Here is a 16046-nt window from a genome sequence, read left to right as displayed (position 1 = left end):
CGGGATGCCCTGCGGGGCACCGGACATGGTGGTAAGGGACGTGTCCACAACCTCCGGCCGAGGCGCCTCCGGCATCCGCCATGGGGCATCCTGGAAGGGTCGGCCCGTTCCCGGGCCGACGGAAGTACCGTCCCGGGGGAGCGTTCGTGAGTGTCGCTGAGCAGCCACCTGAAGAAGGCGGATACGAGCGCACCCCGCCCCACGACATCCAGGCCGAGCAGAGCGTGCTCGGCGGCATGCTGCTGTCCAAGGACGCCATCACGCAGGTCGTGGAGATCATCCGCTCCGCGGACTTCTACCGGCCCGCGCACCAGATCATCTACGAGAGCGTCGTCGACCTCTTCTCCCGAGGCGAGCCCGTGGACGCCATCTCGGTCAACGCCGAGCTGACCAAGCGCGGCGAGGCCACTCGTGTCGGCGGCGCCCTCTACCTGCACACCCTCACCGAGGCCATCCCGACCGCCGCCAACGCGGGCTACTACGCCAAGATCGTCTCCGACCGCGCGGTCCTGCGCCGCCTGGTCGAGGTGGGCACCCGCATCGCCCAGATCGGCTACGCCGGGGACGGCGAGGTGGACGACCTGGTCGACCACGCCCAGGCCGAGATCTACAAGGTCGCCGAGAAGCGCACCGGCGAGGACTACGTCGCGCTCGCCGACATCATGCCGGGCGCTCTGGACGAGATCGAGGCGATCGGCGCCAACGACGGCACCATGACCGGCGTGCCCACCGGCTTCGCCGACTTCGACGCCCTCACCAACGGCCTCCACCCCGGCCAGATGGTCATCATCGCCGCCCGCCCGGCCGTGGGCAAGGCGCTTGCCCTGGACACGCCCCTGCCGACACCCGGCGGATGGACCACCATGGGGGAGGTCGAGGTCGGCACCGAGCTGATCGCCGCCGACGGGACACCCACCCGGGTGGTGGCCGCCACCGAGGTCATGACCGGGCGGCCCTGCTTCGAGGTCGTGTTCGACGACGGCACCACCGTGGTCGCCGACGGCGACCACCAGTGGCTGACCCACACGCGGGCCTCGCGACGCGCGGCCCGGGAGGCCGGGCTCCGGGGCGCGGTTCCCCGTGTGCTGCCCGAGGTGAGGAGCACCAGGGAGATCGCCCGGACCCTGCGTACGGAAACCGCCGACCGCAGGCTGAACCACTCGGTGGTCAACGCGGAGGCCATCGAGCTGCCCGAACGCGACCTCCCCCTGCCGCCCTACTTCCTCGGCGCCTGGCTCGGTGACGGAGCCTCCGCCGCCGCCCGGGTCACCAGCACGGACCCCGAGGTCCTGCTCAACATCGAGGCCGAGGGACTCGTGACCAAGCCGGTCGGCTCCACCGGCATGACCTACGGTGTCTTCCTGCCGGAGGAGGACACCACGCCCGCGGCCCGTGAGTGCGTGGTGTGCGGAACGGAGTTCGTGCCCTCCCTGCCTCACGTGCGCAGCTGTGGGCAGTCGTGCGGGGGCAAGGCGCGCTTCGTCTCCGATCCTGTGCCGCACACCTCCTGCGTCGACTGCGGGCGCTCCTGCTTCGGTCAGCTCCGGTGCCGTGAGTGCGTCGCCAGCCACGGCAGTGTCCAAGCGAGATTGCGCACCCTCGGGGTTCTGGGGAACAAGCACATCCCCCAGGAGTACCTGCGCGCCTCGGTCGACCAGCGGCGCGCCCTCCTCGCCGGTCTGCTGGACACGGACGGCACGGTGAACGCCACCGGCTCCGTGCAGTTCGCGGTCACCAGCCAGCGCCTGGCGAACGGCTTCCGGGAACTGGCGCACAGCCTGGGGTACCGCACCGGGATGTCGACCAGGCGGGTCGGCGGCCGGTCGGAGGAATCGTCCACCTGCTACACGGTCACCTTCGGCTCCAGGAGCGAGGTCTTCCGACTCGCACGCAAGAGGCGTGCGCACCGGGAGCGCGGCGCCGACCGAGGCTACGCACGGATCGGCTCCCGGTTCGTCACCGAGGTGCGACCGGTGGAGAGCGTTCCGGTCCGCTGCGTCCAGGTGGACCACCCGGACCACCTGTTCCTGGCCACCCGGTCGATGGTCCCCACCCACAACTCGACGCTGGCCCTGGACTTCGCGCGTGCGGCGTCCATCAAGCACGACATGACCGCGGTCTTCTTCAGCCTGGAGATGGGGCGCAACGAGATCGTCATGCGCCTGCTGTCGGCGGAGGCCCGGGTGCCCCTGCACACCATGCGCTCCGGGCTGATGACCGACGAGGACTGGACCCGCCTGGCCAGGCGCATGGGCGAGGTGGCCAACGCGCCCCTGTTCATCGACGACTCCCCGAACATGTCGATGATGGAGATCCGGGCCAAGTGCCGGCGGCTCAAGCAGCAGCACGACCTCAAGCTGGTCATCGTCGACTACCTCCAGCTGATGAGCTCGCCCGGCCGGGTGGAGAGCCGCCAGCAGGAGGTCTCGGAGATGTCGCGGTCCCTCAAGCTCCTGGCCAAGGAGCTGGAGGTCCCGGTGGTGGCGCTCTCCCAGCTCAACCGAGGCCCCGAGCAGCGCACCGACAAACGTCCGCAGGTGTCCGACCTTCGCGAATCGGGCAGCATCGAGCAGGACGCGGACATGGTCATCCTGCTCTACCGCGAGGACGTGCACGACAAGGAGTCGCCGCGCGCGGGCGAGGCGGACATCATCGTGGCCAAGCACCGCAACGGCCCCACGGCGGACGTGACCGTGGCCTTCCAGGGCCACTACAGCCGGTTCGTCGACATGGCGCCGGGCTAGGCCGCCGCGTCGGGGCCCGCCGCGCAGCGGGCCCCGAATATCGGCTAGTCGTAATAGCGGTTTATGGCCAAACCGATTTGTCGACAAAGCGCTACGTCCGCTTCACGCGGAGTCGCTGACCACGATCCCCTCCCGTAGCTCCAGGTGGCGGCCGGTGAAGCGCTGCCGGGTCCTGCGGTCGTGTGACACGACCACCAGCGTGCCCTCGTAGCGCGTCAGCGCCTCCTCCAGGTCCTCCACGAGACCGGGGGAGAGGTGGTTGGTCGGCTCGTCTAGGAGCAGCAGGTCGTAGGCCCCCGACGTCAGCCGGGCGACCTCGATCCTCCTGCGCTGGCCCACCGACAGGGACGCCACCGGCTGGTCCAGCTCCCCGGGCCGGAAGAGCCCGAGCGAGGCGAGCTCGTCCCGGTGGTCCTCGGCGAAACCGGGCCGTCCCGCGGCGTAGGCGCCGAGCACGGTCTGTCCGGCGGCGAAGGAGCCGTCCTCCTGACGCAGGTAACCCACCCGACCGGGGACCGAAACCCGCCCCTCGTCGGGGAGCGCGTCCCCGGACAGGACCCGGAGCAGGGTGGTCTTGCCCGCCCCGTTCGGTCCGGTGACCAGCACGCGTTCGCCCGGAGCGAGGTCCAGGCAGGGCACCTCCAGGCGGTGGTCCACCCGGACCCCCTCCAGAGAGGCGGCCGGAGCGCTCTCCCCGGCGCGGGACCCGGTGAACCCGGCGGTCATCCGCAGCGGTACCGGCGGCGGCGCCACCGGGTCGGCGGTCAGCCTCTCCATCCTCTCCTTGGCGTTGCGGACGCGGCCCATGGAACCGTGCGCGGCCCCCCGCATCTTGAACGCCCCGTGGCCGAACGCGGCCTTCTCCATCTTGCGCGGGATGGCCCGCAGCGCCGCGATGCTGTTCTCGGCCAGCCTGCGCTGCCGGGCCAGGTCCGCCCTCCACTCCTCGTACTCGCGGATCCACCGGGCCCTGGCCGAGGCCTTCGCGGCCAGGAACCCGTCGTAGCCGTTGCCGTACCGGTGGATCCGGCGCAGGTCGTGGTCGACCTCCAGGACGGTGTCGGTCACGTTGGCCAGGAACGCCCGGTCGTGGGTGACGGCCACGACCGTGCCCCGGTGGCGGCGGAGCCGGTCCTCCAACCAGGCGACCGCGCGGTCGTCCAGGTCGTTGGTGGGCTCGTCCAGCAGGAGCAGTTCGGGCGAGGCCGCCAGCATCGCGGCCAGGGCCAGGCGCGAGCGCTCCCCTCCGGAGAGGGTCCTCAGCGGGCGGTCGCGGTCCAGGCCGGGAAGGCCCAGCCCGTGCAGTCCGGCGTCGACGCGCGCGTCGGCGTCGTAGCCGCCGCGCGCCTCGAACCGGGCGAGCAGGTCGCCGTAGGCGTCCAGCTCCTCCGGGGTGGCGGAGCCGAGCGTGCTCTCCGCCGCGCGCAGGCGCGCCTCCATGTCGCGCAGGACGGCCAGGGCGGAGTCGATCGCGTCGCCGACGGTGCCGGTGGAGACCCCCACCGCCTCCAGGGTCTGCGGCAGGTAGCCCGTTCCTCCCGGGGCCCGGATCGTGAGGTCGCCGTTGGTGGGCTCCTCCTCCCCGGCGAGCAGGCGCAGCAGCGTGCTCTTGCCGGAGCCGTTGTCGCCGATGATCCCGACGCGCTCGCCGGGGCTGATGGTGAGGGTGACACGGTCGAGCACGGTGTGGTCGCCGTAGCGGTGGGTGATGTCGTTGAGGGTGAGCTGGGACTGTGCTCGTACTCGGGCGGTGAGCATGCGCGCCTCCTGATCTGCGGTGTGGCTGGGAGAGGAGCCGCGGATCGACGGTGGGGCGCTGGCGTTCCGGGTTTCGGACAGGGCGCGGCGATGGCGCGGGTCCGAGAAAAGGGAACGGTGAGGCCTTCCGTGGTCGACCGCGGTACGGCGACGCCGGGGAGCGCGGGGAGGTCGCCGTGCGGCACTGGGCGCTGGCGGCGGTGGCTCGGGCGTCGGACGCGGGACTACAGGAAGATCAGCCTCATATGGAAGACGATACGTCTCGTTTCGCTGGCCGTCAAGCGGAGATTCGTGAGACCGACATCACGGGGTTCGGGGCGACAGGAGGCCTGTAACGGCTAACCACTTTGCTCTTTATGGTCAAACCGATTTGTCGACAAAGGGTTGTGGAGTCAGGAGGAGGCCGCAGGGAGGCCCCGCGCGGACTCCGCGCACGACGAGGGGGCCGCCCCGTGGGGCGGCCCCCTGTGCTCGCTTCGGTTCGCCGCGCACCCGTGCGCCGGAGTCGGCGCGGCCCCTCGCCCACCGGGGCCGTCCGTGCGGGGGCGCGGTCGGCCCCGGGCAACGGCGAAGGCCTCCCCGCCCGGAGGTTCCGGGTGGGGAGGCCTTCGTTCGAACCGCCGGCTAGAGCCAGCGGACCTCGGGGCGGCTCCGACCGTTGTCGTCGGTGACCAGCACCCAGTGCATGATCGGGTGTCCCGACGTCGTCGCGTCGGCGTCCTCGCGGGGCTGCGGGACGTTGACCGGCTCGGTCGCGAGACCGGAGAGGCGGTTGGTCCCAGCCGAGAGGCGGATGCGCCGACGGGTCGTCGAGAACCGAGTGGGGTGGGGTGCACGGTCCGTCCTGCGCGCCATGGGACCCTCCTCGTTTCCGTTTCAGATGTCCCAAGTTAACCCTACGTTCACCTTCGAGTCAATTCGCCGGATTTCGTGGGCGTGGTCCATCAGGGGTTCGGCCTCCGTGTGAGGCCTGCTTGGAGACCTGCCCAGGTCAGCGAGTTCTATGCGTGATGAGCTGACTTCACTGTGTGACGGACCGCTGACCTGCAATGAGGAAAGAAGTGTGTCACTCGTAGGAAAGGTGAACAAAAGGTGAACGAAGCGCGAAAGGGGGTGACCGGTCCGATCGCACGTGCCCGGCGCCGCGCGGCAGCACCGGAGGGACCCGGCCGTGTACGACGGCCACGGCCCACCGGGGGCCGCCTCCCGCCCGCCCGGCAGGGGCCCGAACACGGCGAGAGCACCCGCCGGGACGGCGGGTGCTCCGCGTGGGCCTTGAGGTGCGGGGTCACTCCTTGAAGATGAGCCCCACGACCTCCAGGTAGAGCTGCTCCGGGTAGGGGATGAAGTCGATCCGGCTCAGGGCCTGGTCCTGACCGGCCGACTCCATCACGAAGGTCCCGTAACCGAGGAAGCGGCCCAGCAGGGTCCGCTCGAACCTCATGTCGGTGACCTTGCCCAGCGGCATCATGTTCACCTGCCGGACGATCAGGCCGGTGGTCAGCAGGAGCCGTGCGGAGGTGATGACGAAGTAGTCCACCGACCACTCCGCTACCCGCCACACGAACCACACCAACACCAGCAGCCACACCCACCAGATGATCGCCAGCGTCGCGGCGCTGTCGGCGATGGAGGTGTTGCTGAGGATCCCGGCGAGGATCAGCGCGCCGAGAACCGCTCCGACCGGACCGATCAGCACCGCGGGGTGCCGACGGATGGTCACCACGTCCTGCTCGTGCGGCAGGAGGTAGCGGTTGACCGACGCAGGAGCGCTGTTACTCGACGCTACGAGCCGCATGCCACCCGACCGTTCCGGTTACAGGAGCGCGTTGACGAAACGGGACATCGACTCCGCGCCCCCCATCAGACCGCCCAGAGCGCTCTCGATCACCCCGGCAGCGCTTTCCGGCTGTGTGAACAGATAGAACGCCACGAAAGCGATGAGCGCGTAGCCGCCCCATTTTTTCAACTTCGCCACGACTGACTCCTCTTGGAATCCACCTGACCCACCAACCCAGCAGTGATTGTCGCACCGACCATCATGCCCGTAAAGCCTGGGGCGCACCCTCGGCGTGGCGGTATGTCGGACCTTCCTCGCATGCGGGCTGTGTCCGGTTCCGGTGGTGTTGGTAACCCAGTGATTGGTGGTCCGGAATGTGGTTCAGGTCCATCGAGGGCTATGACATTAAGGACACTGCTGGATATAAGGGGGTAATTCATCTCCCCCTACGCAGGCCACCGGAGTTCGGACAGGCCGAAAACCTAGGTAGGGCCCGCTCGGATCCGCTAGGACTGCTCGGCGAAGGCCAGCGCGAGCACCTGGAGGTGCTGTCGGGCGATCCGCTCCACGAGGTCGGGGGTGGCCTTGCCGGTCACGTCCTCGGCGCCGTGCCGTGCCGCGTCCACGCACCGCGTGACGGTGGAGGTGTGGTGCACGTCGGAGAACTCCTCGGCCAACCGGCTCCGCACCGGTTCGAAGCGAGAGTCGCGGGCGGTCGAGGTGGAGGGGTTCTCGTTCATCTCACTCCTTGGGGGCTACGGGGGTCGCGCTGTGTGTTCTTTCGGGATCTTTCGGTAGCCGCTGGAGGGTGGACGAAGCGCCGCGCCGGAGGAGGCTCGGGCGTGCGGTGTCAGCGGGCTGAGAGGGAGATCTGGGGTGAGGGGCGTTTCGGTCCGGCTGGTCTCCGCTTACGGGCGTGCGGGAACCATCATCGCTCCTCTCTGTTACATTACCGTCTCGAAATGAATTCGGCTAATGCAAAGCCGTGTCGGCGCTTGCGCCGGCTCGCCGTGTCCACCAGGGCGGACGGGGGAGTCGGCAGCAGGCATGCCCGATTTTCGGTCGTTCATTCCTCCGGTCGCAAAAAGAGCCGAAAAAGCGCCCGACCGTGATCCGGCGGGCGCTGGGGGCGGACGGGACGGGTGTGTCTCAGGAGCAGCCGTAGAGGCGGTCGCCCGCGTCACCCAGCCCCGGCAGGATGAAGCCCTGCTCGTTGAGCCGCTCGTCCACCGCGGCCGTGACCACGCGCAGGGTCGCGCCGTGGTCGGGGTCCAGACCCTCGGTGAGCCGCTGCTCCACCGCGGTCAGGCCCTCGGGGGCGGCGAGCAGGCAGATCGCGGTGATGTGGTCGGCGCCCCGCTCCACCAGGAGCTTGAGCGCGGCGGCCAGGGTGCCGCCGGTGGCCAGCATGGGGTCCAGCACGTAGCACTGGCGGCCGGACAGGTCCTGCGGCAGCCGGTCGGCGTAGGTGGCGGGCTGGAGGGTGTCCTCGTCGCGGGCCATCCCCAGGAAGCCGACCTCGGCGGTGGGCAGCAGGCGGGTCATCCCGTCGAGCATGCCCAGGCCCGCGCGCAGGATCGGCACCACGAGCGGAGTGGGACGCGTCAGCTGCGTTCCGGTGGTCTCCACGAGCGGGGTCCGGATGGTGACGTCCGTCACTCGGACGTCCCGGGTCGCCTCGTAGGCGAGCAGGGTCACCAACTCGTCGGTCAGGCGCCGGAAGGTCGGGGAGTCGGTACCCACGTCGCGCAGGGTGGTCAGTTTGTGCGCGACCAGGGGGTGGTCGACGACCAGGGTTTCCAAAGCGTTCTCCGGTTGAGCTGGGACAACAAGACGGTGGCTGGGGAGGAGGCCTGCCCGAGTCTAACCGCGCGCGTCCACCGGACCGGAGGCGCCGCGGGCCGGGTGGTCCCTTCTCCGGACCGGCGCGGCCGCGCGGCCGGGGGCGCCCGGGGGGGCGCGGGGATGGCGGAGGGGCGAGCGGGGAACCGGTTCTCATGAGAGCGTGGTCCGGAATGACGCGGACCGAGGGGGACGGTGGCACCGGAGTGATCGTTACCATGTCACTCGCACGGACGATCCGGGATTCCTTCGTCCGCACCGATACACCGGCCGGGTTGGGGTGACGATGACAGTGCTCGATCATGGTGACGACGACTCGGGCGACTTCGCGGCCATCGCGTACAGGGAAGAGGAGTACTGGGACGTCGACCTGCTCCCCGTGACCCTGACGCACGACCTCAAGGGGCTGATCCACGCCCTGCGCCAGCAGCCGAGCATCAGCGGCTCACTCGGCCTGGTCTCGGTCGGTGACGACTTCTTCGTCATCGTGCGGGTCTACGGTGAGGACGTCTCCCTCTTCCTGTCCGACGTGACCGCGTCCGTGGACTGGCAGGTGGCCCGGGACGTCCTGGACTACCTGGACATCGACCAGCCGGACGACGACGACCTGGACCAGGTGCTGCCCGCGGGCGACCTGTCCATCGTGGCCGACCTCGGGCTGGACGAGATGGAGCTGGGCGCCCTGGCGGGCGATCTGGACCTGTACCCCGACGAGGTGCTGGCCAGCGTGTCCGAGCGGCTGGGATTCGCCCAGTCCTTCCAGCGTGTACTGGACGGTATGGGGTAAGGACCTGCCGAGAAGAGCATCCGGGCGGACAGGAGAGCACGCGGTGTCGACCTTCGCAGCGGTCTTCGCTCCCAACGGGAGGACGTGGCGGGGAACCGAGGTCGAACTCGGGGACGTGGACGTCATCGACGACGTCACCGAACTGATGCTCGACTTCGCGACCGACCGGGGCAGCGGGGTCTCGATCCTGCTCGTGGAGGCCGACGACGAGTGGTTCGCCATCGTGCGCGCCGACGACGACGGCGGTGAGCCGCGCGTGTACCTCTCCGACGCGCGGGTGGTGCACGACCACCCGCTGGCCTCGGTGCTCTCCGAGGCCGGGGGGCTGGGCGCGCCGCCGCCCTCCGAGAGCGCCGGAGCCCGGCCCGACCCGCGGCCCGACGGCGACGGGGACCTGCTCTCCGACCTGGGCCTGACCGAGGAGGAGCTGCGCTCTCTGTCCGTCGGCGGAGGGGTCCTGCCCAGCGACGTCCTGGCCGTGGTGGCCGAGCGCGCGGGCTTCGCAGAGATCCTCGACGGTATGAGGCTGTGATCGGACGGGACGTCCTCGACGCCGCTCTGCTCGCGGCGATCGCCGAGGGCGAGGCCGCCCTGGAGACGGGTGACGTGCCGGTGGGCGCGGTCGTGCTGGACGCCGACGGCGCCGTCCTGGGCACCGGGCGCAACGAGCGCGAGGCCACCGGCGACCCCACCGCCCACGCCGAGGTGCTTGCGCTGCGGGCCGCCGCACGCGCGCGCGGCGAGTGGCGGTTGGGCGGCTGCACCCTGGTGGTCACCCTCGAACCCTGCACGATGTGCGCGGGCGCGACGGTGCTCTCCCGCGTGGACCGGCTGGTCTACGGCGCGCGGGACGCCAAGGCGGGCGCGGCCGGATCGGTGTGGGACGCGGTCCGCGACCCCCGTCTCAACCACCGCCCGGAGGTCGTCCCGCCGGACCTGGTGCCGCGGGAGCTCTCGGACAGGTGCTCCGATCTCCTGAGCCGGTTTTTCGCACGGCGCCGTATCCGGTAGAGTGTCTCGCGGTGGAGTCGCCTAGTGGCCGATGGCGCCCGCCTCGAAAGCGGGTAAGGGGCAACCCTTCGAGGGTTCAAATCCCTCCTCCACCGCACGAGGCCGATGCTCACGCTGGTGAGCGTCCGGCCGGTAGAGGTAGCGAGGGCCGGTTGGTCCGAGCCGACGCACGGTGTGCGCGGCGCGGAGCAACCGGCCCTTCGCGTTTCCCGGATCGCGTTCCGGCGGCCGGAACAGGGTCCGGCGGCCGGAGCGCGGCCCCGGAGCGACCTGTCGGCCTGTCGACAGGTCGTCCCGTCGACAGACCGACAAGCCGGCGGACCGACAAGTCGACAAGCCGCCGTGGCGGCAAGCCGGTGCGGCTACTCCCCGGCGGGGGCCGGGCCGGTGCTGCCCCGGGGCACGAAGCGCGCCGCCGGCGACCACCGCTCCGCCACGGCCGACCCGTCGGCGCACTCCAGGGCCGACTCCGCGACCGCGACCCCGTACCGGTACACGTCCACGCTCATGGTGGTGAGCGCGGGCTCGGCCAGGCGGCACATGGTCGAGTCGTCCCAGGCCACCAGGCTCAGCTGCTCGGGTACCCGCACGCCCATGCCGCGGGCGGCGTCCAGTCCGGCCACCGCCATCACGTCGTTGTCGTACAGGACCGCCGTCGGCGGGTCCTTCCGCTTGAGCAGCTCGCCGGTGAGCCGGGCGCCCGCCTCGGAGGAGTAGTCGCCCTCCAGGACCACCGGGTCGGGGATCCCGGCCGCCCGGCAGCCCTCCGCGAGGGCCTCCGTGCGGGCGCGTGTGTGCAGCAGCTCCACCGGCCCGGTCACCCGGGCGACGCGCCGGTGGCCCAGTTCCAGCAGGCGCTCCAGCGCCGTCCGGACCGGGGACACGTGGTCGGTCAGGACGGTGGGCGTGGCGGGGTCCGGGACCGGGCTGCCCGCGACCACGGCGGGCAGGCCCAGCTCGCGCAGCACGGCGGGGCGCTCGTCCCCCTCGGTCGGGTTGACCACCACGACCGCGTCCACCAGCCGCCGCTCCGCCCACCGGCGGTAGGCGGCCAGCTCGGCCTCCCGGCCGGTCACCAGGTGCAGCAGGACCGACATGTCGCGCTCGGCCATCCGCTCCTCGATCCCGGCGATGAACTCCATGAAGAAGGGCTCGGCGCTCAGCAGACGGCGCGGCCTGGCCAGGACCAGCCCGACCGCGCCTCCGGTCCCGGACCCGTCCATCACGCCCGCCGCGCGCGGAGGGAGTTGGCCGAGCGCAGGACGGGGGCGGCGGTCAGCGCCGCCGGGTCGACCTCCGCGCCGGTGCGCACCAGGAAGCTGTGCGTCTCCCCGGCCAGCAGGTCCACGAGCATGTCGTCCGCCTCGGCGTCGGGGGCCACCCGGTCGGCCAGCACGGAGACGTCCCTGGCGAAGGACGAGGCGCGCACCTCCACCCGGTAGCCGCCCTCCACGGGAGTGGCGGTGGCGGTCAGCGCGTCGGGGTCGTAGGACAGGTGGACGTCCTCGCGGAAGGGCCGCACGAGGCGGGCGTCGCGGGTCGTGGCCACGAGCACCTCCTCCTTCGCGTCCCCGGCCGCGAGCAGCTCCCGGGCCAGGTCGAACTCCGCCGCGGAACGGGGCGGTACGGCCAGCTCGATCCTAGCGGTGTGCAGCACCTCGCCCCCGAAGGTCTGGCGCTCTGCGCTGACCGGCTCCGACCAGGCCTCGTCGGTGTCGTTGACGGCCACCAGGACCAGGCGCCCGTCCCGGGGCTGGACGGTGAGCAGGCGCGGCGCGTAGGCGCGGCGCAGCCCGTACCAGAGCGGCTTGGGACGCTCCTCGCCGTCCACGGCCGCCCAGGAGGTGACCGGCCAGCAGTCGTTGATCTGCCAGACCAGGGCGCCCGCGGTGCGCGGCCACCAGGACCGGAAGTGCTCGATGCCGAACGCCACCGCGCGGGCCTGGTTGAGCTGGGTGGCCCAGTGCCAGTCCTCGAAGCTCCTCGGCGTGGGCAGGTGGGCGGACAGGCCCCGGGCGAGCTTGCCGTTGCCGTCCTCGGCCTTCTGGTGCAGCAGGAAGGCGGGCGAGGTGGGCGTGAGGGGCTCGTCGTGCACCCAGTCGGTGAGGGTGGCCCAGGTGGGCGGACCCTGGAAGCCGAACTCGGAGCAGAACCGGGGCACGTGGTCCTGGTAGGCCCGGTAGTCGGTCTGGTTCCACACGGTCCACTCGTGGCGCGTGCCGTGCGCCTCGTCGTTGGGGTGGACCTCCTTCGGGGCGTACCCCGGGCTGTAGGGGCTGCCGTCGGCGTAGAACCGGGTGGGGTCGAGCTCGGCCACGACGCGGGGGAAGAGGTCGGTGTAGTAGCCGTAACCCCAGGTCCGGTCCCCGAGACGCTCCTGCCAGCCCCAGTCCATGAAGCCCCAGAGGTTCTCGTTGCCGCCGTTCCACAGCGCCAGCGAGGCGTGCGAGGTCAGGCGCGCGACGTTCTCCCGGGCCTCGGCCTCGAACTCACTCCACAGCGGCTCCTCCTCGGGGTAGGCGGCGCAGGCCAGGAGGAAGTCCTGCCACACGAGGACGCCGCGCTCGTCGCAGACGTCGTAGAAGTCCTCGCTCTCGTAGATCCCGCCGCCCCACACGCGCAGCATGTTCATGTGCGCGCCGACGGTCTGGTCCACGCGCCGGGCCAGGCGCTCGCGCGTGATCCGGGTGAGGAAGTGGTCGTCGGGGATCCAGTTGGCGCCCTTGACGAAGATCGGCTTGCCGTTGACCACGACGGTGAAGGGGGTGCCGTGCTCGTCGGGAGCGGTGTCCACGGTGATGGTGCGAAAGCCCACGCGGCGGGCCTCTGAGCCCAGCGGCCCGGCCTCCCCGTCCGCGGTCAGGGTGACGGACAGGTCGTACAGGGGCTGGTCCCCGTGGCCGACCGGCCACCACAGGCGGGCGTCGGGCACCTCGACCACGACCACACCGTTCTCCGCGCCGGGAGCCACGTCGGCGGCGGCCCGCACACCGGCGACCTCGGCCACCAGGACCAGGCCGGAGCCGGGAGCGCTCCCGGACCACTCGACGTCGGCGTGCACCTCCACCCGGCCGGTGCCGTCCTCGCCCACGGTGACCAGCGGGCGCACCTGGGACAGGCGGGCGGTGCGCCACCGCTCCAGGCGCACGGGCTTCCAGATCCCGGCGGTCTGGAGGTCGGGCCCCCAGTCCCAGCCGAAGGAGCAGGCCATCTTGCGGACCATGTTGTACGGGTGCGTGTTGGTGTGCGGCCGCTCGCCGAGCTCCCCGCGGACCTCCTCGGCGTACTCCAGCGCGGACCGGAAGGAAACCACGAGTTCGTTGGCCCCGGCGCGCAGCGCGTCGCGCACGTCGAAGCGGTATCCGCGGTGCATGTTGGCGGTGGTGCCGAGCACGGTGCCGTTGAGCTCCACGGTGGCCACCGTGTCCAGGCCGTCGAAGGCCAGGTCGACGCGCTCGCCGTCCTCGACCGCGTCGGCCTCGAAGGTGAGGGAGTAGCGCCAGCCCGCGCGGTGCATCCAGGCCAGTTCGGTCTCGTTGCTGTCCAGGTAGGGCTCGGGGATCAGCCCGGCGGCCAGCAGGTCCAGGTGGGTGCTTCCCGGGACCTGGGCGGGGACGGTGCGGCCCGCGACGTTCTCCGGGACGGGCCCGCTCGTCGCGGACAGCCGCCAGCCATCGTGCAGGGTGTGACGGATCATCTGTGCCTCTCGGGGGCTTCGGGGGCGGGGACGCCCGGCGTGTCCGCGGAGCACGCTCCGCGGGGCGTCGCGGTCGTCGTCGGGCGGCGGTCCCTCTTGCGCGAACCAGCCACCTCGGGGATTCTTACTTTCCCGAACAAAGTAAGTCAACCCTGTTCCCGACCACGAAGGACGTGGCGACCGTGGCATCGCACCGCCCCCTCTCCGGCGGCTCCGACCTCCCCCACCTGCGTGCCGCCGGGGTGAGCCTCCTGCTGGACCTGACCGGCGAGACCCTGCCCCGGGTCCTGCACTGGGGCTCCGACCTGGGCGACCTCCCCCGCGGGGAGCTGGACGACCTGCGCCTGGCGCTGAGCCCGCAGCCCATCGGGTTCTCCGTGGACGGGCCGGTGGAGGTGGCCGTGCTCCCCGAGCAGTCCGCCGGCTGGCTCGGCACGCCGGGCCTGGTCGGCAACCGGGGCGGCGCCGACTTCTCCACCGCCTTCCGCGTGCGCGAGTCCGCGGTGGAGCACGGCTCCCCGGCGGGCGGGCGCCTGACCGTCCGCGCCGAGGACGCCCGGGCCGGGCTCTCCCTGGACCTGGTGGTCGAGCTGACCCCCTCGGGCCTGGTCCGCCAGCGCGCCACCGTCACCAACGGGGCCGCGTCCCCCTTCGCCGTGGACGCCGTCAACCTCGTCCTCCCCGTCCCGGCCGAGGCGGTCGAGCTGCTCGACTTCGGCGGGCGCCACATGCGCGAGCGCAGCCCGCAGCGGACCGCCTTCACCCAGGGCCTGCGGGTGCGCGAGAACCGCACCGGGCGCACGGGGTACGACGCGGCCCACCTGCTGGCCGCGGGAACGCACGGCTTCAGCAACCGCTCCGGCGAGGTGTGGGCCGTGCACACGGCCTGGTCGGGCAACCACCGCACCTTCGCCGAGCGCACCTACCACGCGGTGTCCCTGCTGGGCTCGGGCGAACTGCTGCTCTCCGGGGAGGTCGTGCTGGCCGAGGGGGAGTCCTACACCACCCCGTGGCAGTACGGCTCGCACGGGCACGGCCTGGACGAGGTCTCCGCCCGCTTCCACCGGCACCTGCGCTCGCGGCCGCACCACCCCTCCACCCCGCGCCCGGTGGTCGTCAACACCTGGGAGGCCGTGTACTTCGACCACGACCTCGACCGGCTGCGCGAGCTGGCCGACGCCGCCGCCCGTGTGGGCGCCGAGCGGTTCGTGCTCGACGACGGCTGGTTCGGCTCGCGCCGCGACGACCGGCGCGGCCTCGGCGACTGGTACGTCTCCGACGAGGTGTGGCCGGACGGGCTGGGCCCGCTCACCGACCACGTCACCGGGCTGGGCATGCGGTTCGGGCTGTGGGTGGAGCCGGAGATGGTCAACGAGGACTCCGACCTGGCCCGCGCGCACCCGGACTGGATCATGGCCGCGGGCGACCGGCTGCCCCGACCGGCCCGCTCCCAGCAGGTGCTCGACCTGGCCCGCCCGGAGGCGTTCGCGTACGTCCTGGAGCGCCTGGACGACCTGCTGTCCGCCTACCCGGTCTCCTACCTCAAGTGGGACCACAACCGGGATCTGGTGGACGCCGGGCACCGGCCGACCGGGCGGGCCGGGGTCCACGGCCAGACCCTGGCGGTCTACCGGCTGATGGACGAACTGCGCCGCCGCCACCCGGGCGTGGAGATCGAGTCCTGCTCGTCCGGCGGCGGGCGGGTGGACCTGGGGGTGCTGGAGCGCACCGACCGCGTGTGGGTCTCCGACTGCATCGACGCCCTGGAGCGGCAGGACATCCAGCGGTGGACCAACGCGCTCGTCCCGCTGGAGCTGATGGGCACCCACGTGGGGGCGGGCACCGCGCACACCACCGACCGCCGCCACACCGTCGACTTCCGGGCCGGGACCGCCCTGTTCGGGCACTTCGGGATCGAGTGGGACCTCACCCGGGCCGACGACGCCGAGCTGGCCCGCCTGCGGGAGTGGGTGGAGCTGTACAAGGAGCTGCGCGGTCTGCTGCACACGGGGACCGCCGTGCACGGCGACCACCCGGACCCGGCGGTCCGGGTGCACGGCGTGGTCGCCGAGGACCGGTCCGAGGCGCTCTACGCGATCGTCGCCACGGGGACCTCGGAGCTGTACCCGACCGGGCCCGTCCGGCTGCCGGGCCTGAGCCCCGAGGCGGTCTACCGGGTCCGACCGCAGGCGCCCGGGGACGTGCCCGACGGCAACGCCCACCGGTGGGGGGTGCCGCTGCCCTGGTGGACCCCCGAGGGCGTCCGCGTCAGGGGCGCGGTGCTGGAGAACGCGGGACTCCAGGCACCGGTGCTCTTCCCGGAACGGCTGGTCCTGGTGCGCGCCACCCGGCTCTGAACCCGGTCGCGGGCCGGTACGCGGGAGGGCTGCGCGCGGGAGGGCCGGGTGCGGTGTGTCCGGAGGGGCG

Annotated in this window: 13 protein-coding genes and 1 tRNA gene; 6 read left to right on the top strand and 8 right to left on the bottom strand. The window is 71.8% G+C overall.

What is annotated here, in order from left to right; genetic code table 11:
- The first annotated feature begins 146 nt into the window (after positions 1–146).
- Entirely contained in the window at positions 147–2744 is a 2598-nt protein-coding gene (gene dnaB, locus ACSTA4_RS29780; protein ID WP_444961963.1) for a replicative DNA helicase, read from the top strand.
- A 102-nt stretch (positions 2745–2846) separates the two neighbouring features.
- On the opposite strand, the gene ACSTA4_RS29775 is transcribed toward dnaB, so the two are convergent.
- The 6 genes from ACSTA4_RS29775 to upp form a co-directional block, all read right to left on the bottom strand.
- Entirely contained in the window at positions 2847–4502 is a 1656-nt protein-coding gene (locus tag ACSTA4_RS29775; RefSeq protein WP_444961962.1) for a TlrC/CarA/OleB/SrmB family ABC-F type ribosomal protection protein, read from the bottom strand.
- 624 nt (positions 4503–5126) lie between these two features.
- Positions 5127–5357, bottom strand: coding sequence for a hypothetical protein (locus ACSTA4_RS29770; protein ID WP_019609507.1), 231 nt, complete (start codon positions 5355–5357; stop codon positions 5127–5129).
- A 433-nt stretch (positions 5358–5790) separates the two neighbouring features.
- Positions 5791–6300, bottom strand: a complete 510-nt coding sequence (locus ACSTA4_RS29765; RefSeq protein ID WP_013155825.1) for a PH domain-containing protein — start codon at positions 6298–6300, stop codon at positions 5791–5793.
- 18 nt (positions 6301–6318) lie between these two features.
- Positions 6319–6480 carry a hypothetical protein gene (locus tag ACSTA4_RS29760; RefSeq protein ID WP_013155824.1) on the bottom strand — a complete coding sequence of 54 codons (162 nt, stop codon included), beginning with the start codon at positions 6478–6480 and terminating at the stop codon, positions 6319–6321.
- A 308-nt stretch (positions 6481–6788) separates the two neighbouring features.
- Positions 6789–7022: a hypothetical protein gene (locus ACSTA4_RS29755; protein WP_212642086.1), complete on the bottom strand. Its 234-nt coding sequence runs from the start codon at positions 7020–7022 to the stop codon at positions 6789–6791.
- A 409-nt stretch (positions 7023–7431) separates the two neighbouring features.
- Positions 7432–8085, bottom strand: a complete 654-nt coding sequence (upp, locus tag ACSTA4_RS29750; protein ID WP_248772855.1) for a uracil phosphoribosyltransferase — start codon at positions 8083–8085, stop codon at positions 7432–7434.
- A 325-nt stretch (positions 8086–8410) separates the two neighbouring features.
- Here upp and ACSTA4_RS29745 point away from each other — a divergent pair, with 325 nt between their 5' ends.
- From ACSTA4_RS29745 to ACSTA4_RS29730, 4 genes are all read left to right on the top strand, one after another.
- The gene (locus ACSTA4_RS29745; RefSeq protein WP_043705448.1) at positions 8411–8911 is read left to right on the top strand and encodes a tRNA adenosine deaminase-associated protein; all 501 of its coding nucleotides are present in this window, start codon (positions 8411–8413) and stop codon (positions 8909–8911) included.
- A 43-nt stretch (positions 8912–8954) separates the two neighbouring features.
- Positions 8955–9443, top strand: coding sequence for a tRNA adenosine deaminase-associated protein (locus ACSTA4_RS29740; protein ID WP_444961961.1), 489 nt, complete (start codon positions 8955–8957; stop codon positions 9441–9443).
- On the top strand, positions 9440–9922 hold the full coding sequence (locus ACSTA4_RS29735; protein ID WP_274975561.1) for a nucleoside deaminase: 483 nt from the start codon (positions 9440–9442) through the stop codon (positions 9920–9922). Before ACSTA4_RS29740 ends, ACSTA4_RS29735 begins: the two co-directional genes overlap by 4 nt.
- 10 nt (positions 9923–9932) lie before the next feature.
- A tRNA-Ser gene (locus ACSTA4_RS29730) sits at positions 9933–10017 on the top strand.
- 267 nt (positions 10018–10284) lie between these two features.
- Here ACSTA4_RS29730 and ACSTA4_RS29725 read toward each other — a convergent pair.
- Together ACSTA4_RS29725 and ACSTA4_RS29720 are read right to left on the bottom strand one after the other, a co-directional pair.
- Positions 10285–11145: a LacI family DNA-binding transcriptional regulator gene (locus ACSTA4_RS29725; RefSeq protein WP_444961960.1), complete on the bottom strand. Its 861-nt coding sequence runs from the start codon at positions 11143–11145 to the stop codon at positions 10285–10287.
- Positions 11145–13619, bottom strand: coding sequence for a glycoside hydrolase family 2 protein (locus tag ACSTA4_RS29720; RefSeq protein ID WP_444961959.1), 2475 nt, complete (start codon positions 13617–13619; stop codon positions 11145–11147). Before ACSTA4_RS29720 ends, ACSTA4_RS29725 begins: the two co-directional genes overlap by 1 nt.
- Before the next feature lie 173 nt (positions 13620–13792).
- On the opposite strand from ACSTA4_RS29720, the gene ACSTA4_RS29715 reads away from it, so the two are divergent.
- The gene (locus ACSTA4_RS29715; RefSeq protein ID WP_444961958.1) at positions 13793–15976 is read left to right on the top strand and encodes an alpha-galactosidase; all 2184 of its coding nucleotides are present in this window, start codon (positions 13793–13795) and stop codon (positions 15974–15976) included.
- Positions 15977–16046 lie beyond the last annotated feature (70 nt).

The sequence above is a fragment of the Nocardiopsis sp. M1B1 genome, assembly GCF_052466615.1.
This window is presented reverse-complemented; position numbering and strand designations above follow the sequence as displayed.